Source organism: Pararobbsia silviterrae (genome assembly GCF_003628125.1).
GTDB lineage: Bacteria > Pseudomonadota > Gammaproteobacteria > Burkholderiales > Burkholderiaceae > Pararobbsia > Pararobbsia silviterrae.
Genome location: NZ_RBZU01000011.1, coordinates 73,616 through 94,022 on the forward strand (window position 1 = coordinate 73,616; position 20,407 = coordinate 94,022).

19 protein-coding genes are annotated in these 20,407 nt (G+C 67.5%); 14 read left to right on the top strand and 5 right to left on the bottom strand.

The window, feature by feature from the left end; genetic code table 11:
- The first annotated feature begins 2 nt into the window (after positions 1-2).
- The 12 genes from mpl (at position 3) to pyrF (ending at position 13,121) form a co-directional block, all read left to right on the top strand.
- A complete protein-coding gene (gene mpl / locus D7S86_RS21300) occupies positions 3-1,439 on the top strand; it encodes a UDP-N-acetylmuramate:L-alanyl-gamma-D-glutamyl-meso-diaminopimelate ligase (RefSeq protein ID WP_338069193.1) in 1,437 nt (478 codons plus the stop codon).
- Positions 1,436-2,005 (top strand): YqiA/YcfP family alpha/beta fold hydrolase, encoded by a 570-nt coding sequence (locus D7S86_RS21305; protein ID WP_121089089.1) that lies wholly within the window; start codon positions 1,436-1,438, stop codon positions 2,003-2,005. The genes mpl and D7S86_RS21305 overlap by 4 nt, the downstream gene beginning before the upstream one ends.
- A 10-nt stretch (positions 2,006-2,015) precedes the next feature.
- Positions 2,016-4,142 carry a ribonuclease catalytic domain-containing protein gene (locus tag D7S86_RS21310; RefSeq protein WP_121089091.1) on the top strand — a complete coding sequence of 709 codons (2,127 nt, stop codon included), beginning with the start codon at positions 2,016-2,018 and terminating at the stop codon, positions 4,140-4,142.
- Positions 4,143-4,235: 93 nt separating this feature from the next.
- Positions 4,236-5,162 carry a shikimate dehydrogenase gene (gene aroE / locus D7S86_RS21315; protein WP_121089093.1) on the top strand — a complete coding sequence of 309 codons (927 nt, stop codon included), beginning with the start codon at positions 4,236-4,238 and terminating at the stop codon, positions 5,160-5,162.
- The gene (gene mtgA, locus D7S86_RS21320; RefSeq protein WP_121089095.1) at positions 5,159-5,920 is read left to right on the top strand and encodes a monofunctional biosynthetic peptidoglycan transglycosylase; all 762 of its coding nucleotides are present in this window, start codon (positions 5,159-5,161) and stop codon (positions 5,918-5,920) included. Before aroE ends, mtgA begins: the two co-directional genes overlap by 4 nt.
- A gap of 492 nt (positions 5,921-6,412) precedes the next feature.
- A complete protein-coding gene (locus tag D7S86_RS21325) occupies positions 6,413-7,357 on the top strand; it encodes an IclR family transcriptional regulator (RefSeq protein WP_240648328.1) in 945 nt (314 codons plus the stop codon).
- Complete coding sequence (locus tag D7S86_RS21330) at positions 7,354-8,409, top strand: 2-dehydro-3-deoxygalactonokinase (RefSeq protein ID WP_121089099.1); 1,056 nt, start codon at positions 7,354-7,356, stop codon at positions 8,407-8,409. The genes D7S86_RS21325 and D7S86_RS21330 overlap by 4 nt, the downstream gene beginning before the upstream one ends.
- Before the next feature lie 26 nt (positions 8,410-8,435).
- Positions 8,436-9,116, top strand: a complete 681-nt coding sequence (locus D7S86_RS21335) for a 2-dehydro-3-deoxy-6-phosphogalactonate aldolase (protein WP_121089101.1) — start codon at positions 8,436-8,438, stop codon at positions 9,114-9,116.
- Between the two features lie 335 nt (positions 9,117-9,451).
- On the top strand, positions 9,452-10,219 hold the full coding sequence (locus D7S86_RS21340; RefSeq protein WP_121089103.1) for an SDR family NAD(P)-dependent oxidoreductase: 768 nt from the start codon (positions 9,452-9,454) through the stop codon (positions 10,217-10,219).
- Positions 10,216-11,115 carry an SMP-30/gluconolactonase/LRE family protein gene (locus D7S86_RS21345; protein WP_240648329.1) on the top strand — a complete coding sequence of 300 codons (900 nt, stop codon included), beginning with the start codon at positions 10,216-10,218 and terminating at the stop codon, positions 11,113-11,115. Before D7S86_RS21340 ends, D7S86_RS21345 begins: the two co-directional genes overlap by 4 nt.
- A gap of 12 nt (positions 11,116-11,127) precedes the next feature.
- Positions 11,128-12,084 (top strand): aldose 1-epimerase, encoded by a 957-nt coding sequence (locus D7S86_RS21350; RefSeq protein WP_240648330.1) that lies wholly within the window; start codon positions 11,128-11,130, stop codon positions 12,082-12,084.
- Between the two features lie 200 nt (positions 12,085-12,284).
- Positions 12,285-13,121 (top strand): orotidine-5'-phosphate decarboxylase, encoded by an 837-nt coding sequence (gene pyrF / locus D7S86_RS21355; protein WP_121089386.1) that lies wholly within the window; start codon positions 12,285-12,287, stop codon positions 13,119-13,121.
- A gap of 119 nt (positions 13,122-13,240) precedes the next feature.
- Here pyrF and D7S86_RS21360 read toward each other — a convergent pair whose 3' ends face one another.
- The 3 genes from D7S86_RS21360 to thiL all read right to left on the bottom strand — a co-directional run bounded on the left by D7S86_RS21360 (position 13,241) and on the right by thiL (position 15,429).
- Positions 13,241-13,738, bottom strand: coding sequence for a CinA family protein (locus D7S86_RS21360; protein ID WP_121089107.1), 498 nt, complete (start codon positions 13,736-13,738; stop codon positions 13,241-13,243).
- Positions 13,728-14,192 (bottom strand): phosphatidylglycerophosphatase A family protein, encoded by a 465-nt coding sequence (locus D7S86_RS21365; protein ID WP_121089388.1) that lies wholly within the window; start codon positions 14,190-14,192, stop codon positions 13,728-13,730. Before D7S86_RS21365 ends, D7S86_RS21360 begins: the two co-directional genes overlap by 11 nt.
- Before the next feature lie 241 nt (positions 14,193-14,433).
- Positions 14,434-15,429 (bottom strand): thiamine-phosphate kinase, encoded by a 996-nt coding sequence (thiL, locus tag D7S86_RS21370; RefSeq protein ID WP_121089109.1) that lies wholly within the window; start codon positions 15,427-15,429, stop codon positions 14,434-14,436.
- A gap of 144 nt (positions 15,430-15,573) precedes the next feature.
- Here thiL and D7S86_RS21375 point away from each other — a divergent pair, with 144 nt between their 5' ends.
- Together D7S86_RS21375 and D7S86_RS21380 are read left to right on the top strand one after the other, a co-directional pair.
- Positions 15,574-17,871, top strand: a complete 2,298-nt coding sequence (locus D7S86_RS21375) for an NADP-dependent malic enzyme (RefSeq protein WP_121089111.1) — start codon at positions 15,574-15,576, stop codon at positions 17,869-17,871.
- A 605-nt stretch (positions 17,872-18,476) separates the two neighbouring features.
- The gene (locus D7S86_RS21380; protein ID WP_121089113.1) at positions 18,477-19,025 is read left to right on the top strand and encodes a barstar family protein; all 549 of its coding nucleotides are present in this window, start codon (positions 18,477-18,479) and stop codon (positions 19,023-19,025) included.
- 155 nt (positions 19,026-19,180) lie between these two features.
- Here D7S86_RS21380 and D7S86_RS21385 read toward each other — a convergent pair whose 3' ends face one another.
- The gene (locus tag D7S86_RS21385) at positions 19,181-19,930 is read right to left on the bottom strand and encodes a 16S rRNA (uracil(1498)-N(3))-methyltransferase (protein ID WP_240648331.1); all 750 of its coding nucleotides are present in this window, start codon (positions 19,928-19,930) and stop codon (positions 19,181-19,183) included.
- Positions 19,927-20,385, bottom strand: coding sequence for a VOC family protein (locus D7S86_RS21390; protein WP_166444147.1), 459 nt, complete (start codon positions 20,383-20,385; stop codon positions 19,927-19,929). Before D7S86_RS21390 ends, D7S86_RS21385 begins: the two co-directional genes overlap by 4 nt.
- Positions 20,386-20,407: the final 22 nt, after the last annotated feature.

The window sequence follows — 20,407 nt, forward strand, 5'->3', positions numbered from 1 at the left end:
CGATTTCGGCGCGCGCTTTTCAGGCTCACATGCATATTCATATCCTCGGCATTTGCGGCACGTTCATGGGTGGCCTCGCGGTGCTCGCGCGCGAGCGCGGCCATCGCGTCACGGGCTGCGACGCCGGGGTGTATCCGCCGATGAGCACGCAGCTCGAAGCGCAGGGCATCGAGCTCATCGAGGGCTACGGCGAGGACCAGACCGCGCTCGCGCCCGACCTCTTCGTGATCGGCAACGTCGTCTCGCGCGGCAATCCGCTCATGGAAGCGATCCTCGATCGCGGCCTGCCGTACGTATCGGGTCCGCAATGGCTCGGCGAACATGTGCTGCGCGACAAATGGGTGCTCGCGGTCGCGGGTACGCACGGCAAGACGACGACCGCGTCGATGCTCGCGTGGCTGCTCGAAGACGCCGGATACCGCCCGGGCTTTCTGATCGGCGGCGTGCCGCTCAATTTCGGCATCTCGGCGCGGCTGACCGACTCGGATTTCTTCGTCATCGAGGCCGACGAATACGACACGGCGTTCTTCGACAAGCGTTCGAAGTTCGTCCACTACCGTCCGCGCACCGCGATCCTGAACAATCTCGAATTCGATCACGCCGACATCTTTCCCGATCTCGGTGCGATCGAAACGCAATTTCACCATCTCGTCCGTACGGTGCCGCGCATCGGGCGGCTTGTCGTCAACGGCACGGAAGCGGCGCTCGATCGCGTGATCGCGCGCGGTTGCTGGAGCGAGCTCGAACGCTTCGGCGTGGCCGACGGATGGCAGGCCGTTGCGCTCGACGCTCAGGCGAGCGAAGCGATCGACACGCGCTTCGGCGTCGCGTTCGCGGGCCAGACGGTCGGCGAGGTCGATTGGACCGTGCAGGGCGCGCACAACCGGATGAACGCGCTCGCGGCGATCGCGGCGGCGCGCCATATCGGCATCGTGCCCGCGCAGGCGGCCGAGTCGCTGTCGCGCTTCCAGAGCGTCAAGCGGCGCATGGAAGTCCGCGGCACGGTGCACGGCGTGACGGTCTACGACGACTTTGCGCACCATCCGACCGCGATCCGCACGACGGTGGCCGGCTTGCGCCGGCGGCTCGGTCCGCACGGCGGACGCATACTCGCGGTGCTCGAACCGCGCTCGAACACGATGAAGCTCGGCGTCATGAAGGCGCAGTTGCCCGAGAGTCTGCACGACGCGGATCGCGTCTACGGATACGGCGCGCCGGCCGGGCGCGACGCGCTCGGCTGGGATCTCGGCGAGGCGCTCGCGCCGCTCGGCGAGACGGCGCAGGCGTTCGACAATCTCGACGCGCTGGTCGCGGCCGTCACGCGCGACGCGCGCGCGGGCGACCACGTGCTCGTCATGAGCAACGGCGGCTTCGGCGGCGTCCACGAGAAGCTGCTCAAGGCGCTCGATGCGGCCATGCGCAGCGGAGCCGCCGCGTGATCGTCTATCTGCACGGGTTTCGCTCGTCGCCGCAGTCGTTCAAGGCGCGGCTGCTCGCGCACCGTCTGACCGAACTCGGACACGCCGATCGATGGCGGTGTCCCGCGTTGCCCGTGTCGCCGGCCGAATCGATCGCGCTCGTCGAGCGCGAGCTCCGCGGCGTGCCGGCCGATCAGGTCAGCCTGATCGGCAGCTCGCTCGGCGGCTACTACGCGACCTACCTGGCCGAGCGTCACGGATATCGCGCGGTACTGGTGAATCCCGCGACCGATCCCGGTCGCGATCTGTCGCGCTATCTCGGCGAACAGCCGCTCTGGCACGGCGGAGGCAGCATCGTCGTCGAGGCGCGTCATCTCGACGAATTCAAAACATTGGCGGTCGCGTCGATCACGCGGCCTGAACGGTATTACCTGATTGCGGCGACCGGCGACGAAGTGCTCGATTACCGCGACATGTTGAAGTTCTATGCTGGAGCCAAGACGACGCTGATTGACGGTGGCGATCACGGCCTCAGCGACTTCGGCGCGTATTGCGACCGGGCGCTCGCGTTCTGCGGCATTGTCTAGAGAGTCTTGAGTGAACGTTTTTTTCGAGGAATCCGGTAGTTTCAAGGCCGGCACCGTCCTGTCGAAGCAGGGCGACGCGTTTCAAGTCGAATTGCCGGGCGGCCGCCGCGTCAAGGTCCGCGGCAAGGAAGTGCTGCTTGAATTCGAGGCGCCCGCGCCGGCCGAACTCATGCAGCAGGCCGATGCCGAATCCCAGGACATCGATCCCGAGTTCCTGTGGGAATGCGCACCGGCTGACGAGTTCACGTTCGGCGCGCTCGCCGACGACTACTTCGGCACGAAGCCGAGCGCGGTCAAGCAAGCGGGTCTGCTGCTGCGTATCCACGCGTCGCCGGTCTACTTCCGCAAGAAGGGCCGCGGCCAGTATCAACGCGCGCCCGAGGAGCAATTGCGCGCGGCGCTCGCCGGGCTCGAGCGCCGTCGTCAGCAGGCGCTCGTCCAGCAAGGGTACGAGGACACGCTCAAGGCGCGCCAACTGCCCGAGGCCTTCGCGGGCAAGGTCATCGGCCTGCTCACGCGGCCCGACAAGAATTCGATCGAATACAAGGCGCTCGAGGCGGCCTCGGCCGCGTTGGGCACGTCGCCGGCGCGCCTGATGCTCGACGTCGGCGGCGTCGCGTCGCCGCGCATGCTCCACGAGGCGAAGTTCCTCGCCGAATACTTTCCGTACGGCACGGGGTTTGCGCCGATCGCGTTCGCGCCGGACCTCGGCGCGTTGCCCGAGGGCGATGTCGAAGCGTTCTCGATCGACGACGTCACGACGACCGAAATCGACGATGCGTTCTCGGTGCGCCGTCTGCCCGACGGCCGGATTCGCATCGGGATCCACATCGCGGCGCCCGCGCTCGGCATCGCGCGCGGCGACGCGGTCGACCAGATCGCGCGCACGCGGCTCTCGACGGTCTATATGCCCGGCGACAAGATCACGATGCTGCCCGACGCCGTCGTCGATGTGTTCACGCTCAAGGAAGGCGGTCTACGTCCCGCGTTGTCGCTCTATCTGATCGTCAACGGCACGACCTACGAGACCGTCACGACCGAAACGCGCGCCGAGCGGATTTTTGTGCGCAGCAATTTGCGTCACAACCACCTCGACGACATCGTGACCGAGGAAGCGCTCGAAGCCGGCACGGGCGAGTATCCGCACAAGGAAGAGATCGCGATGCTCTGGCCGCTCGCGAAGGTGTTGCATGAGAAGCGCCAGCAGGCGCGCATCGGTTTCGGGCTCAAGCGCGAGGTCCAGCGCAATCACGACTTCAACTTCTACGTCGACGGCGAGCATGTGACGATCACGCCGCGCCGGCGCGGTTCGCCGCTCGATTCGATCGTCGCCGAACTCGCGATCATCGCGAACAGCACCTGGGGCGCGATGCTCGGCGACTACGGCGTGCCCGGCATCTATCGCGCGCAACGCTCGTTCGGCCCGAACCGTACGCGCATGCAGACGTCGCCCGCGCCGCACGAAGGCCTCGGCGTCAATCAGTACGCGTGGAGCACGTCGCCGCTGCGCCGCTACGTCGATCTCGTGAATCAATGGCAATTGCTCGCGTGCGCCGAGCATGGCGTCGCGGCGAAGCTCGTCGCGCCGTTCAAGCCGAAGGACGCGGATTTGTACGCGGCGCTCCAAAGCTTCGACGAGACGTACGCGGCCTATGCCGACTATCAGAACAAGATGGAGACGTTCTGGTGTCTGCGCTGGCTCCAGCAGGAAAAGCGCGACCGCGTCGTCGCGACGGTCGTCAAGGGCGATCTCGTGCGGCTCGAAGAGATTCCGCTGATGCTGCACGTGCCCGGGCTCGGCGTGCATGCGCGAGGCACGCGCGTGATGCTCGACGTCGTGTCGATCGATGAACTCACGGTCGAGGCGTCGACGCGTCTCGTGCAGGTGCTCGATGCTCCCGTCGCGGGCGATGCAGCCGATCTCGACGAAGGCGAGGACGACGAGAACGATGCGGCGAGCGCGGCCGTCGAGGGCGAAGGCGAGAGCGAGAATGCAGGCGAGGCGGACGAGCCGGGCGAGGACGACACGGGCGCGCGGACGGCCGATGAAGCCGAGGGCGCAGGCGCGTCCGATGGCGCCGCGGCATCGGACGCATCCGATCCGCCCGTCGATACCGACGGCGCGCGCGCGCACTGACGTCGCCGAGGATGTCCCGGACGATGTCCTCGATCCGTCAACCGATCACGACCGCGCACGCGGTCTCTTTTCGATTTCGATGAACGCAACGCGATGAACGTCACCGCTTCTTCCTCCGATGCCGCCTCGGCGGCGCAGGTCGCGCACCGCGACCGCTATGTCGTGATCGGCAATCCGATCGCCCACAGCAAGTCGCCGTTCATCCATGCGCGTTTTGCCGAGCAGACCGGCGAGCCCGTCGCCTACGACCGCCTGCTCGCCGCCGTCGACGCATTCGAACCGACCGTGCGCGCATTCATCGCGCAAGGCGGGCGAGGCCTCAACGTGACCGTGCCGTTCAAGCTCGACGCGCACGCATTCGCGGACCGGTTGTCGGCGCGCGCGGCATCGGCCGGCGCCGTCAACACGCTCAAGGTCGAGGCCGACGGTTCGGTCACGGGCGACAACACGGACGGCATCGGTCTCGTGCGCGATATCGAGGTCAATCTCGGCGTCGCGCTCGCGGGCACGCGCGTGCTGTTGCTCGGCGCGGGCGGCGCGGCGCGCGGCGTCGTGCTGCCGCTGATCGACGCGGGCGTGCGCGAAGTCGTGATCGTCAATCGTACGGCGAGCAAGGCCGCCGAACTCGCGGCGGCGTTCGGGCGTACGGGCGCTGTCGATCACGCAGGCGATGCGTACGGCGCGCGCGGCACGGTGCTCGGCGGCGGCGCGGATATCGCGTGCGGGGCGTTCGACGTGGTCGTCAACGCGACGGCCGGCAGTCTCGGCGGCGAGGTGCCCGAGTACGGCGCACACGCGATCGCGGCCGGCACGCTCGCCTACGACATGATGTATGGGGCCGAACCGACCGTCTTCATGCGCGATGCGGCGGCGCGCGGCGCACGCGTGGCCGATGGGCTCGGCATGCTCGTCGAGCAGGCCGCCGAGTCGTTCTCGATCTGGCGCGGCGTGCGGCCCGACGGCGCGCCCGTGCTCGCCGAATTGCGCGCGCTGCTCGGCGCGCCGGGTGACGCGACGTGACCGTCGTCGTCGATGCGGCGCCCGCAAGCCCGGCGCCCCGCTCGAAAAAAGCCCGGCATCCCGTCGTCCGGTGGTGCGCCTATCTGTTCGGCCTCATCGTGTTCGCGTGGTGCGCGACGCAGGTGTTCTACTTCGTGCAGATCGGTATCTGGACCTTCGTCAATCCGTCCGATACGGCGTTCATGCGCGCGGCGCGCTGGCGGTTCTGGCACGAGGATCAATCGATCGCGTTCGTGCATGAATGGGTGCCGTACGACGGCGTCTCGCGCAATCTGAAGCGCGCGATCATCGCGTCCGAGGACGCCGACTTCGTCAACAACAACGGCTTCGAAGTCGACGCGATGCTGCAGGCGTGGGAGAAAAACAAAAAGAAAGGCCATATGGCGTGGGGCGGCTCGACGATCACGCAGCAACTCGCGCGCAATCTGTTTCTGTCGACCGAGAAGACCTATATCCGCAAAGGTCAGGAACTGATCATCACGGTGATGCTCGAGTTCTGGATGGACAAGGAACGCATCTTCGAGATCTACCTGAACTCGGTCGAATGGGGCAAGGGCGTCTATGGCGCGCAGGCCGCGGCGGCCCACTACTACAAGACCGACGCGTCGAAGCTCTCGGTCGGGCAGTCCGCGCGCCTTGCGGTCATGCTCCCGCGTCCGAAGTACTACGACGACCACCGCACGAGCGCCTATCTGCTGAGCCGCGCCGCGATCATCGCCCACCGCATGGGCGCCGCCGAACTGCCGTCCGACAAGTGACGCATCGGCCGCGCCGCCGCGGCCGTCCGATCCTCTCCCGTTACGTTTCGTTTCGCCTCGTTTCGCCTCGCCTCGTTTCATTTCGCCGAGCTTCGCGCGTCAGCGCCCCCGCTATCCGTTCGGATATCGGGATCCGGTCCGCGAGATAGCGCTCGCGCGGCAACGCGCGAAGAGCGCCGGGCCACGGCGCTGTGCACGTCGGTCGTGCTCGAATGTTGCGTCGCATTGATTCCCATTAAATGAGAAAGACACTCAGATATTGAGCGTGCGGCGCGCGTGGTCCTACAATCCGCCCCAGCGTGACGGGCTTGCCGTGTTCACGCGGGTCGCGCGGCGGGCTGCCCCGCCGCGTGAATCACGACGAGGATCGGAGACACCTCCGCACGCGGACGCCGCGAGCCATATTCGGGCTCGCGCAGTCGGCCCACCCATTCGGCCTCCCTATCCGGCCGTGCGAATGCGGAGCACCAGCGGATCATCATGGATAAATCGTTGAACCCCGCCCTAGCGGGCGCGCGCGAACCCGACACGGGCGCCGACGTCGCGCACGCCGAGCCGGGCGGCGCCTCGGCCTCGCCGGCGGCGCGACCGGGCAAAGTCACCTCGGCATCGGCCGTGCCGACGCCGTCGACCCTGCTCGACGCGACACCGCAGCAAGCGGGGACGCAGACGCTCCTGCGCGGCCTGGCGATTCTCGAAGCCGCCGCCGCGGGCGCGCGCGATCTCAAGACGTTCGGCGCCACGCTCGGCACGACGCGCTCGACCACGCATCGGCTCGTCAGCAGCCTCGTCCAGGCGCGCTATCTGCGCCAGGTCCAGGGCGGTTATCTGCTCGGCCCGAAGCTCATCGAACTCGGCGCGGTCTCGCTCGAACAGATGCCGCTGTCGGCGGTCGCGCGCCCTCATCTCGAACGATTGGCCGAAGCGACGCGCGACACGATCCACCTCGGCGTGCGCGAAGGCGGCGACGTGCTCTATATCGACAAGATTCCAGGGACGCGCGGGCTCGAGATGCGCTCGCGCGTCGGCCATCGGATGCCGCTCGCATGGACCGGCATCGGCAAGGCGCTCATGCTCGACCTGAGCCCGACGGCCTGGGAGGCGCTCTGGGACGCCGCGCGCCGCAGTCCCGATTACGCGGACCTGCCGACGCCCTACACGCGCGATACGTTCATCGATCGCATGACGAACTACGCGGGCCTCGGACACACGTTCGATCTCGAAGAAAACGAACCCAGCATCCGGTGCGTCGCCGCGCCCGTGCGCGACGCGTCCGGTCTGATCGTCGCCGCGCTTTCGGTCGCGAGCACGATCCCCTATATGCCGGTCGATCGCATGCACGAGCTCGTGCCCGTGGTCCAGCGCGAAGCGCGCGCGATCTCGGAAGAACTCGGCTGGCGCGCGCCGCAACTCACGACACGACGGATCAAACGATGAATCAAGCAGTCAGCCACGCCGCGCCGCACGCCGAACCGACGGCCGTGGCGCACGATATTCCCGATACGCCGGCGGACCTGAATCAGGCCGTTCTGATCGCGCTCGACTGGGGCACGAGTTCGTTGCGCGCCTATGCGTTCGACGCGCAGGGACGGGCGCTCGCGGTGCGCTCGCTGCCGTGGGGCATCATGAAGTTGCCGCGCGCGGCGGCGGAGGGCGGCTTCGACGCCGCGTTCGAAGCCGCCTGCGGCGACTGGCTCGACGCACGGCCCACGCTGCCGTTGATCGCGTGCGGCATGGTCGGCAGCGCGCAGGGTTGGGTCGAAGCCCCGTATATCGATACGCCGGCCGATGCGAATCGTCTCGCGTCGTCGCTCGCCGAGGTCCGCACGCAACGCGGCCCCGTGCTCCGGATCGTGCCCGGCGTGCTCGAACGCGGCACGCTGCCGAACGTCATGCGCGGCGAGGAGACGCAGATTCTCGGCGCGATGCTCGAGGCCGGTCCCGGCGCGCAGGACGCCGCGCCGCGCAAGACGCTCGTCGGTTTGCCCGGTTCGCATGCGAAATGGGCGATCGTCGAAGGCCGCAGCATCGAACGTTTCCATACGTTCATGACGGGCGAAGCGTTCGCGGCGCTGCGCGATCACACGATACTCGGCCGCACGATGCGCACGCCCGATGTGCCCGACACCGAAGCCTTTCTGCGCGGCGTGTCGGTCGCGCGCGGCGCGTGGGACGCGGGCCTGCTCGCGACGATCTTCTCGACGCGCGCGCTCGGTCTGACCGGACAGCTCGACGCGGCCCAGCAGCCCGACTATCTGTCGGGCCTGTTGATCGGGCACGAAATCGCGGGCCTCGAAAAGCTGCTCGAACGCGAAGGCGCGACGTGGGCGTCGCAGCCCGTGTTGCTGATCGGTGACGCGAAGCTCGTCGAACGCTACCGGCTCGTGCTCGCGCACTTCGGCTGCACGCATGCGCGTACGGTGCAGAACGCGACCGAACGCGGACTCTGGCAGATTGCGAGCCAGGCCGGACTCGTCGCGCAAGCCTGACCTCTTTCCTTGGACGTAGACGCCTTATGACGACCCCCGCCACGAACGCCATTCCCTACCATCCGCATGCGGCGCTGCACGCGGCCATGCAGGCGTGCCCGCTGATCGCGATCCTGCGCGGCGTGCAGCCTGCCGAAATCGTCGCGATCGGCGAAGCGCTCGTCGACGCGGGTTTTCGCGTCATCGAAGTGCCGCTGAATTCACCCGACCCGTTCGAGAGCATTCGCGTGCTGCGCGCGGCGATGCCCAAGGACGTGGTCGTCGGCGCGGGCACGGTGCTCAGCGTCGAACACGTCTACGAAGTCGCGCGCGCGGGCGGCGATCTGATCGTGATGCCGCATAGCGACCCGGCCGTCGTGCGCGCCGCGAAGGCCAAGGGCCTCGCGGCGGCGCCGGGCGTCGCGACGCCGACCGAAGCGTTCGCGGCATTGAGCAACGGCGCCGACGTGCTCAAGATGTTTCCGGCCGAGCAGCTCGGCGTGCCGGTGCTCAAGGCGTGGCGCGCGGTCGTGCCCAAGCATGTGCCGCTCGTGCCGGTCGGCGGCGTGACGCCGACGAATATGGGGCCGTTCATCGCGGCGGGCGCATCGGGCTTCGGCCTGGGCTCGGCGCTCTACAAGCCGGGCAACACGGCCGCCGAAGTCGGCGCGAACGCCCGCGCGTTTATCGCGGGCCTCGCGGCGGCGCGGGCCGAAGCCGGCGTGTGACAACACCCGCGACGCGCCCATCGCGACGTCACAAGGGCGGCGCGGTCGCGGCCGTCATGCGGACCCGGCCCAACGACGCGGCTGCCCATCGGTTTGTTGCGCTGCATCATCGATTTGCGTGCGCCGGCGGATGCCGGCGCACGCATAATGTCGCCAGTTTTTTTTGAATTCCGTGGGACGCGCGCCGCAGAGGCGCGTCCCGCATGCCTGCCAGCATCCGGAATGAAGCCGGCGCGTTCGACCGGTCCTCACCTTCCTGCTTTTTATCGTCCGGCGCGCACGCGCGCGTCAATGCGCGGGCCGGCCCCGATCCAAACTTCGAACAAGGGATTCCGATGTCTTCACCTTATGGCCAGTTTCCTAGCCTCGTCGATCGCACTGTCCTGATCACCGGCGGCGCGACCGGCATCGGCGAATCGTTCGTCGAGCACTTCGTCGCGCAAGGCGCGAAAGTCGGCTTCGTCGATATCGACGCGGCCGCCGGCGAGGCGCTCGTCGCCCGCCTCGCGAACGCACGCCACAAGCCGCTGTTCCTGCGCTGCGACCTGACCGATATCGATGCGCTGCGCAAGGCCGTGGACGACGTCCGCGCGGCGTTCGGTCCGATCGGCGTGCTCATCAACAACGCGGCGAACGACGTGCGTCACTCGATCGAGTCGGTCACGCCCGAGAGCTTCGACAAGGGCATCGCGGTCAATCTGCGTCACCAGTTCTTTGCCGCGCAGGCGGTCATCGAGGACATGAAGGCGCTCAAGGGCGGCTCGATCATCAACCTCGGCTCGATCAGCTGGATGCTCAAGAACGGCGGCTATCCCGTCTATGCAGCCGCGAAGGCGGCCGTCCAAGGTCTGACGCGCGGGCTCGCGCGCGACCTCGGCCCGTTCAATATCCGCGTCAACGCGCTCGTGCCGGGCTGGGTCCTCACGAAGAAGCAGCGCGAGATGTGGCTGACCGACGAAGGCCGCGCCGACATCAAGCGCGGTCAATGCATCGACGCCGAACTCATGCCCGAGCATCTCGCGCGCATGGCGCTGTTTCTCGCCGCCGACGACAGCAGCATGATCACGGCGCAACACCTGCTCGTCGACGGAGGCTGGGCGTGAAGGCGCAATTGCTGCTCGATACGCAATGCACGCTCGCCGAAGGCCCGGTCTGGGACGCGCGCGCGCAGGCGTTGTTCTTCACCGACATCTACGAGTCGGTGCTGTACCGGTACGACCCCGCGCGCCGCGATCTGAAGACGTTCGCGATGCCCGAGCGGCTCGCGACCTATGCGCTTTGCGAAGACGACCGCTATCTGCTGCTCGGCCTCGAGTCGCGGCTCGCGTTCTACGAGATCGCGACGGGCCGCGTGAAGACGATCGCCGAGATCGAGACCGGCCTGCCGACGCGCCTCAACGACGGCCGTCTCGATCGCGAAGGCCGTTTCGTGTTCGGCACGAAGGACGAATCGGGCGAGCACAAGACGCAATGCGCGTTCTATCGGCTCAATCTCGATCTGTCGGTCGAACGCTTGCCGCTGCCGGCCTGCGAAATCTCGAACAGTCTCGCGTTCACGCCCGATGGCCGCACGATGTACTACTGCGATACGCCGACGCGCGCGATCCGCGTCTGCGACTACGCACTCGACGGCACGATCTCGAACGATCGCGAGTTCGTTCGTTTGTCGGACCCCGACGGCTATCCGGACGGATCGGCGATCGACACCCGAGGCAATCTCTGGAACGCGCAGTGGGAAGGCCGTCGCGTGATCTGCTACAGCCCCGAAGGCCGTGAGCTCGAACGCATCGAAGTGCCCGTGCCGCAGCCGAGCTGCCCGGTGTTCGGCGGCGCCGACTTCGGCACGCTCTACATCACGTCGGCGCGCGAGGACCTGAGCGAGGCTCAGCTCGCGGCGGATCCGACCTCGGGCGGCATCTATGTCGCGCAGGTCGGCGCGAGCGGCGCGCGCGGTCTCGCCGATACGCGGTTCGGCGCGAGCCCCGCGCTGGCGTCGTAACGGAGTCGGGCTTTGCGTTCCAAGTCGTTGAAGACCGTCTCATCCTCGGGTGCGCGTGCGCGCGCATCCGAGCGCATTACCCTCGCGACGTCGAGTTTGCGTCTCGAACTCGCGCCGGGGATCGGCGGCGGCATCGCGCGCTTCGATCTCGCATGCGGCGGCCGGCAGGTACCGATCTTCCGTGCCCCCGAACACGCGCGCCTCGCGGATCCGACCGAGCTCGCGTGCTATCCGCTCGTGCCGTTCTCGAATCGAATCGGCGGCGGGTGCTTCGAATTCGAAGGCCGCACGATCCGCATCGCGCCGAACCGCGACGGCGAGCCGTACCCGATCCACGGTTCGGGCTGGCTCTCGCGCTGGTCTGTCGACGCGGCCGGCGATGCGCATGCGTCGCTCTCGCTCGTGACGCGCGGCACGCCCTATGCGTTTCATGCCGCGCAGCATATCGAGCTTGTCGATACGTCGCTGACGATCCGTTTCGAAGTCGAGAATCGGGGCAAGCTCGCCATGCCGTTCGGCATCGGGCTGCATCCGTATCTGCCGCGTACGCCGGGCACGCTGTTGCTCGCACCCGCATCGCACACGTGGCTGTCGGGGCGCGACTGGCTGCCGACGCACGCGATCCGCACGCCCGCGGCCTATGGGTACGGCATCGCGTATCCGTTGCCGCGCGGGGTCGCGAACCACGCGTTCTCGGGCTGGACCGGCCGCGCGCGCGTGCTGTGGCCCGAACACGGACTCGCGCTCGACATCGAGTCGGACGCCGACCACTACCTGCTCTATACGCCCGCGCGCAAGGACTGGTTCTGCTTCGAACCGGTCGATCATCCGATCAACGCGGTCAACCTGCCCGGCGGCGCGGCCGCGCACGGCATGACCGTGCTCGCGCCCGGTCAGCGGCTCGAACGGCGGTTCCGCTTTTCGGTCGATCTGTTCGGCGCGCTGCCTGTCCCGCGATCGGGACGGTAAGACCGGCACGTGCGCCGCGATCCGCGATCGCGCGCGTGCGGGTCGGATGCCGCGTACCTTGTCGGCACGCACGCATGAAAGCACGAACGCGCCGCGACGCGCGGCCGCGTACGGCGCTTCGTTACAATGTCGCCGTGTGCGCGCGATGCGCAGTCTCCGGCCGCCCGATGCGCGGCGGCCGTCTTCACGATCCGATCTTCATGTCCTTTACTCGTAGCCTCGCGTCCGCCTGGGCGCGCACCGACTCGCTGCTGTGCGTCGGCCTCGATCCCGAACCCAAGCGCTTTCCGGCCGCGATCGCGGGCCGTCCCGATGCGATCTACGCGTTTTGCCGCGCGATCGTCGACGCGACCGCGCCGTTCGTTTCGGCGTTCAAGCCGCAGATTGCCTATTTCGCGTCGAATCGCGCCGAGGACCAGCTCGAATCGCTCGTCGACTACATCCACGCACACCATGCCGGCATCCCGGTCATCCTCGACGCGAAGCGCGGCGATATCGGCAGCACGGCCGAGCAATATGCGCGCGAGGCGTTCGAGCGCTATCGCGCGGACGCGGTGACGGTCAATCCCTACATGGGTTTCGATTCGGTCGAGCCCTATCTCGCGCATGCGGGCAAGGGCGTGATCGTGCTGTGCCGGACGTCGAATGCCGGCGGATCGGATCTGCAGTTTCTCGAAACGGGCGGCCGTCCGCTTTATCAGCACGTCGCCGATCTGGCGGCGAACACGTGGAACGCGTCGGGCGAGGTCTCGCTCGTCGTCGGCGCGACGTTCCCGGCGGAGATCGCCGCGGTCCGCGAGATCGTCGGCGAGATGCCGCTGCTGATCCCGGGCATCGGCGCGCAGGGCGGCGATATCGAGGCGACCGTCCGCGCGGGACGCACGGCGAACGGCACGGGCATGATGATCAACTCGTCGCGCGCGATTCTCTACGCGGGCAAGGGCGAGGATTACGCCGAGCGCGCCGCCGCGGCCGCGCGCGAGACGCGCGACGCGATCAACGTCGCCCGTGCGGCCGCCGCGAGCGCAGCCCGCTGAGGCGGGCGAGACGCTCGCGTGAAGCGGGGCGTGCGGCAGCGGGGCGATACGCTCGCGTGAGGCGGAGTGAGCGGCGGCGGGGCGGTTCGCCCTTGTTGCGCGGCATGCGCCGAAGCAGGCTATTCGCTCTCGTCGAGCATCGTGAGCACGCCGCGCAGCGCATGCGCGGCGGCCTGGATCCGGATCTGACGCCGGTCGCCCTTCAGATGCATCGTCTGGCACAAGGTGTGGACGCGATCGCTCCAGCCGAACGACACCGTGCCGACCGGTTTTTTCTCCGTCCCGCCGCCCGGCCCCGCAACGCCCGTCACGGACAGTGCGATCTGCGCGCGGCTATTGCGCAGCGCGCCCTCGGCCATCGCGCGCGCGACGGCCTCGCTGACCGCGCCGTGCCGGTCGATCAGTTCGCTCGGCACGCCGATCATCTCGGTCTTCGCCTGATTCGAGTACGTGACGAAGCCGCGTTCGAACCACGTGCTGCTGCCCGAGATATCGGTGATCGCGCCCGCGATCATGCCGCCCGTGCACGATTCGGCCGTGGTCAGCATCAGGCGCGCTTCGCGCAGCCGGTTGCCGACGCGGATCGCGAGCTGGTGGAGCGTGTTTTCAGTGTCCATAGTAGTTCCGCACGAGCGCGATCACGAACAGGGTCATGAGCGCCGCGACGAGGTCGTCGATCATGATGCCGAGTCCGCCCTTGAACGTTCGGTCGAACCAGCGGATCGGCGGCGGTTTGATCATGTCGAACAGCCGGAACACGATAAACGCAAATAATTGACCGCCAAATGTCGCGGGCGTGACAAACAGCATCACGAGCCAGAATGCGACGATTTCGTCCCAGTTGATCGCGTTCGGATCGGCGACGCCCATCGCGCGCGCCGTGTATCCCGTCGCGCCGATGCCGACGATGAAGCCGAGCACGATCAGCGCGAGCCATCCCGCCGACGTCAGATACGGATTGAGCACGAGAAACGACACCCAGCCGAACAGCGTGCCGACCGTGCCCGGCACGAAGCGCGAAAGCCCCGTGCCGAAGCCGAGCGACAGCAGATGGGCCGGATGCGAGCGCATGAACGCCGCGTCGGGGCGCGCGCGTTTCGATCCGGCGCCCGCTTGCGGGCGCGGCCCGATGCCCGACGCACGCGTGCTTCCGGGGCCCGGATTGTCGGCGCCTGCCTCACCGCCCGCGCCCGTCTGTTTGCGATCGCGAAAATAGCCGAAGCGGCCGCCGAAGCGCTTGCGCAGCTGCGCGGCGCGTTGGGCGTCGCGTTGAGCCTGACTTTCGGGGTCGGCGTCGAGTATTTCGTTCGGGTCAGTCATTGAAGTGATCGAATCCGCGCAGGGCCGGCGTCACGGGCTGGCCGCGGCCGTCGGTCCAGACGAGACGAGCCGCGCCGGCGTTCGCGTGAGCTTCCGCGTTGAAGGCCGTTATTGTACCGACGCGCGTGACGCGCACGCCAGCACGCGCGCCCGCGTCCTCGATGCGCGCGCGCGCGTCGACGGGGGCCGTGAAGCAGAGTTCGTAGTCGTCGCCGCCGGCCGCCGTGCACAAGCGCTGGATGTCGGCCGGTTGTCGCGCGAGCAGCGTCGAGCGCGGTAGCGCATCGAGATCGACGCGCGCGGACATGTCCGAGCGTTCGAGGATATGCATGAGATCGCCCGCGAGACCATCCGAGATATCGAGCGCCGCGTGCGCGACGCCCGCGAGCGCCGCGCCGAGCGCGAGGCGCGGCTCGGGCTGATCCATCGCGCGGCGTGCCGCGTCGAGCGCGTGCGCGTCGAGCGGCCACTCGTCGCGCAGCGCGCCGAGCGCGAGCCGCGCGTCGCCTAGCGTGCCCGAGATCCAGATGTCGTCGCCGTCGCGCGCCGCGTCGCGGCGCAGCGCCGTGTGCGCATCGACGTCGCCGAAGACGGTCACGCAGAGCGTGAGCGGACCCTTCGTCGTATCGCCGCCGATCAGCGCGCAACCCGCACGCTCGGCGAGCGCGTAAAGGCCATCGGAGAAATCCGCGAGCCAGGCTTCGTCGATCGCGGGCAGCGCGAGGGCCAGCGTGAACGCGCGCGGCGTCGCGCCCATCGCGGCAAGGTCCGAGAGATTCACCGCGAGCGTCTTGTGGCCGAGCGCGCGGGCGTCGGCGCCCGCGAAGAAATGCCGGCCCTCGACGAGCATGTCGGTCGACACGGCGAGGACTTTGCCGGGCGTCGGCGCGAGCAGCGCGCAGTCGTCCCCGACACTCAAAATCGCCGCATCGGAAGAGTTTTTATGTCGCGAAAAATAGCGGCGAATGAGGCTGAATTCGTTGAGCATTCGAAGAAATTAGCGTCGCAGCGGGGTTTTGTGCGGCATTGCAGCATGACGGTGGGGACTTCCCCGCAGGCGGATGCGCGCCTTTTCGGCGCTACAATGCCCCTCGAAAACCGATTCTAATCTGCCGAGCTTCAAGCCTCCTCCATGTCCTCTCCCGCCGATAAACTCCGCGAAGCCGCCCTCGATTATCACGAGTTCCCGACCCCCGGCAAAATTGCCATCGCCCCGACGAAGCAGCTGCTGAACCAGCGCGATCTCGCGCTCGCCTATTCGCCGGGCGTCGCCGCGGCATGCGAGGAAATCGTCGCGGATCCGCTGAACGCCGCGCGCTTCACGTCGCGCAGCAATCTCGTCGGCGTCGTGACCAACGGCTCGGCCGTGCTGGGGCTCGGCAATATCGGGCCGCTCGCGTCGAAGCCGGTCATGGAAGGCAAGGCCGTGCTGTTCAAGAAGTTCGCGGGCATCGACGTGTTCGACATCGAGCTCAACGAGACCGATCCGCTGAAGCTCGTCGACGTCATCGCCGCGCTCGAGCCGACGTTCGGGGGCATCAACCTCGAAGACATCAAGGCGCCCGATTGCTTCACGGTCGAGCGCGAGTGCCGCAAGCGCATGAAGATCCCCGTGTTCCACGACGATCAGCACGGCACGGCGATCGTGGTGGCGGCCGCGGTGACCAACGGGCTCAAGGTCGTCAACAAGGACATCAAGCAGGTCAAGCTCGTCACGTCGGGCGCGGGCGCCGCGGCGCTCGCCTGTCTGAATCTGCTGATCGACATCGGCCTGCCGCGCGAGAACATCTGGGTGACCGACCTCGCGGGCGTCGTCTATGAAGGCCGCGCCGAACTCATGGATCCGGACAAGGAGCGATTCTCGCAAAAGACCGATGCGCGCAAGCTCGCCGAGGTCATCGAGCAGGCCGACATCTTCCTCGGCCTGTCCGCGGGCGGCGTGCTCAAGGCCGAGATGGTCGAAAAGATGGCCGAGCGGCCGCTGATTCTCGCGCTCGCGAATCCGACCCCCGAAATCCTGCCCGAAGACGCGCTCGCCGTGCGTCCGGATGCCGTGCTCGCGACCGGCCGCACCGACTACCCGAATCAGGTCAACAACGTCCTGTGCTTCCCGTTCATCTTCCGCGGCGCGCTCGACGTCGGTGCGACGACGATCACGAAGGAAATGGAAATCGCGGCGGTCAACGCGATCGCCGCGCTCGCACGCCAGGAGCAGAGCGACGTCGTGGCGACCGCCTACGGCATCCACGATCTGTCGTTCGGTCCGCAGTATCTGATTCCGAAGCCGTTCGATCCGCGCCTGATCGTGACGATCGCGCCCGCGGTCGCGCAGGCCGCGATGGACGGCGGCGTCGCGACGCGCCCGATCGAGGACATGGACGCGTATCGCCAGCATCTGCAGCAGTTCGTCTACGCGAGCGGCACGATGATGAAGCCGATCTTCCAGGTCGCGCGCAGCGTCGAGGCGGCCAAGAAGCGGATCGTGTTCGCCGAGGGCGAGGAAGAGCGCGTGCTGCGCGCCGTGCAGATCATCGTCGACGAGGGCATCGCGACGCCGATCCTGATCGGCCGTCCGGCCGTCATCGAGCAGCGCCTCAAGCGCTACGGCCTGCGGCTCGAGCCCGGCAAGGACTTCACGATCGTGAATCCCGAGCACGACGAGCGCTATCGCGACTACTGGCAGACGTACTTCAAGATGCTCGCGCGCAAGGGCATCACGCAGCAGCTCGCGCGCGTCGAAATGCGGCGCCGCACGACGCTGATCGGCTCGATGCTGATCCACAAGGGCGAGGCCGACGGGATGATCTGCGGCACGATCAGCACGCCGCACCGGCATCTGCACTTCATCGACCAGGTCATCGGCAAGCGCGCGGGTTCGTCGGTCTACGCGGCGATGAACGCGCTGATCCTGCCGGGCCGCCAGATTTTCATCGCCGACACGCACGTGAACGTCGATCCGACGCCCGAGCAGCTCGCGGAGATCACCGTCCATGCGGCCGAAGAGGTCCGGCGTTTCGGGATCGAACCGAAGATCGCGCTGCTCTCGCATTCGAGCTTCGGTTCGAGCCCCGCGCCGAGCGCGCAAAAGATGCGCGATACGCTCGCGATCCTGCGCGATATCGCTCCAGATCTCGAGATCGACGGCGAAATGCACGGCGATGCCGCGCTCGACGGCCGTCTGCGCAAGCAATTGATGCCCGATTCGACGCTCGAAGGCGATGCGAATCTGCTGATCTGCCCGACGGTCGACGCCGCCAACATCGCGTACAACCTGCTCAAGACGGCGGCGGGCAATAACGTCGCGATCGGCCCGATCCTGCTCGGCGCGGCGCGCCCGATCCACGTGCTCACGGCGACCGCGACGGTGCGCCGGATCGTGAACATGGCGGCGCTCGTTGTCGTCGACGCGCTCGCGGCGAGCCGCGAATAGTCGGATCAGCGTCATCGGCGGGTTTCGGCGCAAGCCGCGGCCCGCCTCATTTTCGGTGGAATCCGGTCGCCGAAATCCTTGTAAGTCAAACCCTTATCCGTGCCAATGGACACGATCGCACGTTGATTCCGCGCCCGGTTAGGGATAACCTTACGCCTTCAGTGGTGGCACGCATGTGTTGCCGGCCACGATTGTGTTCGGGAAATCGGGTTGGACGGCTGGGTCATGGCACCTTCTTGGTGCGCGGTGCGGTGAGGCTCGCGAGGGCATTCGCACGGTTCGGCGCGATGCGGGACACGGGCGCCGCCGGGACCGGTCGGACAGACGATCGAAGCGGTTGCAAGGCAGCACGGCGCGCGTGCCGCGCGGGACGCAAGTGTTCCCCGAGGCGACGCGGCGCGCGGTGCGCGGAAGAGGGCGCCGTCTTCATTCATATTGACGGCTGCTGCCTGCGGGCTGACTCAGGCATGACCGTATCGTTTCGACGGCGTCGCAGGGGTGTCGCGACGCTCGGGGCATCGCAAGCGGCAAACCGCCGCGTTTCCCGAAGATCGTGACTCGATGGTCGACCACGACGAGACTATTGAACGGATTCCAGAATGACCATGAGCGACAACGTTCTAGCGCAAGACGCCGGTGTCGCGAACGACGTGTACGGGATGAGCGACAACACCAACCTTTTCCAGCGTGTAATGTCGATGCGCGAGGGCGGCCGTGACAAGCCGCTGCGCGACCTTCCGTCCGACGATCAGACCATGACGCTTTTCCAGACCGTCCGCCCGAACATCGTCCAATCGATCCGAGCGTTTCGCGTTCCGGAGCTTGCCGAGGAAGCCGAGCGGCTCGGTCACCATTTCCTTTACGCATGGTGCGCGAACGCGGGGTCGAAGGCCGAGGTGCTCGACCGGATCGCGACCGAATTCACGTTCCCGAAGCAATACGGCAAGAACTACGACGCGCTCTACGACTGTCTGACCGACGTCATCGCGAAGGCGGGCACGCAGCCGGGCTTCGTGATCGTGCTCGAAGGCGTGCCTACGGGCATCAAGTTCGACAAGGATGCGCGCGAGACGATGCTCGACGTGTTCCGCGAGGCCGCCGAGTTCTGGGCCGAGCGCAAGGTCGCGTTCCGCGTATTCTTCTCGTTCGCCTGAGCGTCTCGTTCGTCCGAGTCGGGAACGCCGTTTGACCGGGTCGCGCTCGACCGGGTTGCGTGCCTCAGTGACGCGCTCGACCGCGTCTTGCTAGACCGAGTCTCGCTCAACCGGGACGTGCTTGACCGAGGCGCGTCGACCGGTGGCCGTTTTTCTCACCATCCGCTCCAGCGCGTTGCGAGCGCCGCGAGCACCGCGAGGCCGGCTGTTTCGGTGCGCAGCACTCTGCGGCCGAGACTGAGCGGCCGATAACCGGCCGCCAACGCGGCCGTTTCTTCTTCGGGCGACAGCCCGCCCTCCGGACCGATCAGCAATTCGACATCGTGTTGGGGCGCTTGCTCGGGCAGCCGTTCGAGTCCGCCCTCGGCGCGCGGCGACAGCATGATGCGCAGCGTATCTCCGGTGCGCGGCGCGTCGACCCACGCGTCGAAATCGGTCGGCGCGTCGACTTCAGGTACGCGATTGCGCCCGCATTGTTCGCACGCGGCGCGCGCGATCCCGCGCCAATGCTCGGTGCGGCGCTGCGCGCGTTCGCCGTTCAGCCGTACGACCGACCGCGTCGTCGACAACGGCACCATGCGGCGTACGCCGAGCTCGACGGCCTTCTCGAGAATCCAGTCCATCTTGTCGCCGCCCGCGATGCCTTGCGCGAGCGTGATCGCATACGGGGTTTCGGCTTCGCGCGGATCGTGCTCGCCGAGCGTGACGCTTGCCGAGCGCTTGCCGAGCGTATCGAGGCGCGCGTGGTATTCGCCGCCGCTGCCGTCGAACAGCGTCAACGCGTCGTCGGGCGCGAGCCGCAGGACCTGGATATGCCGTGCGACGTCCTCGGGCAGCGTCAACGGCACGCCGGGCGGAATCGACTGCAAAAGGGTATCGATAAAGAAACGCGGCATCGCGGTCATGCCTCGCCGACGGGCGCGGCCTTGCGCGCGATGCCCCAGCGATAGCCGTCGAGATCCTCGATCTGGCAGAAGCGGTCGCCCCAGAACTGGTCGGACGGCGGCATCAGCGAGCGCGCGCCGGCCTCGATCGCGCGTGCATGACACGCGTCGACGTCGTCGACGTAGAGATAAAACAGATGCGGCGCTTCGGTTTTCGCGCTCCGGGGCGTGCGTGCCGTCGAGCCGAACGCGCCTTCGGGTGCGAACATCACGACGAGTTCGCCCTGGTAGGTCATCTCGACGTGCAGTGCAACGCCGTCGTCCGCGACCGTCTCGCGCGCGACGAAACCGAATGCGTGCGCGTAGAAGGCCTGACTCGCGGCCGCGTCGATCACGCAGAGATACGGGGTAAGCCATGGGGTCGCCGGCGGTTTGACGGCGTCGGAGCGGGGGCTGGGCGCGGCGGAGTCGGACATCGGCATGCTTCGAGCTGGGGCG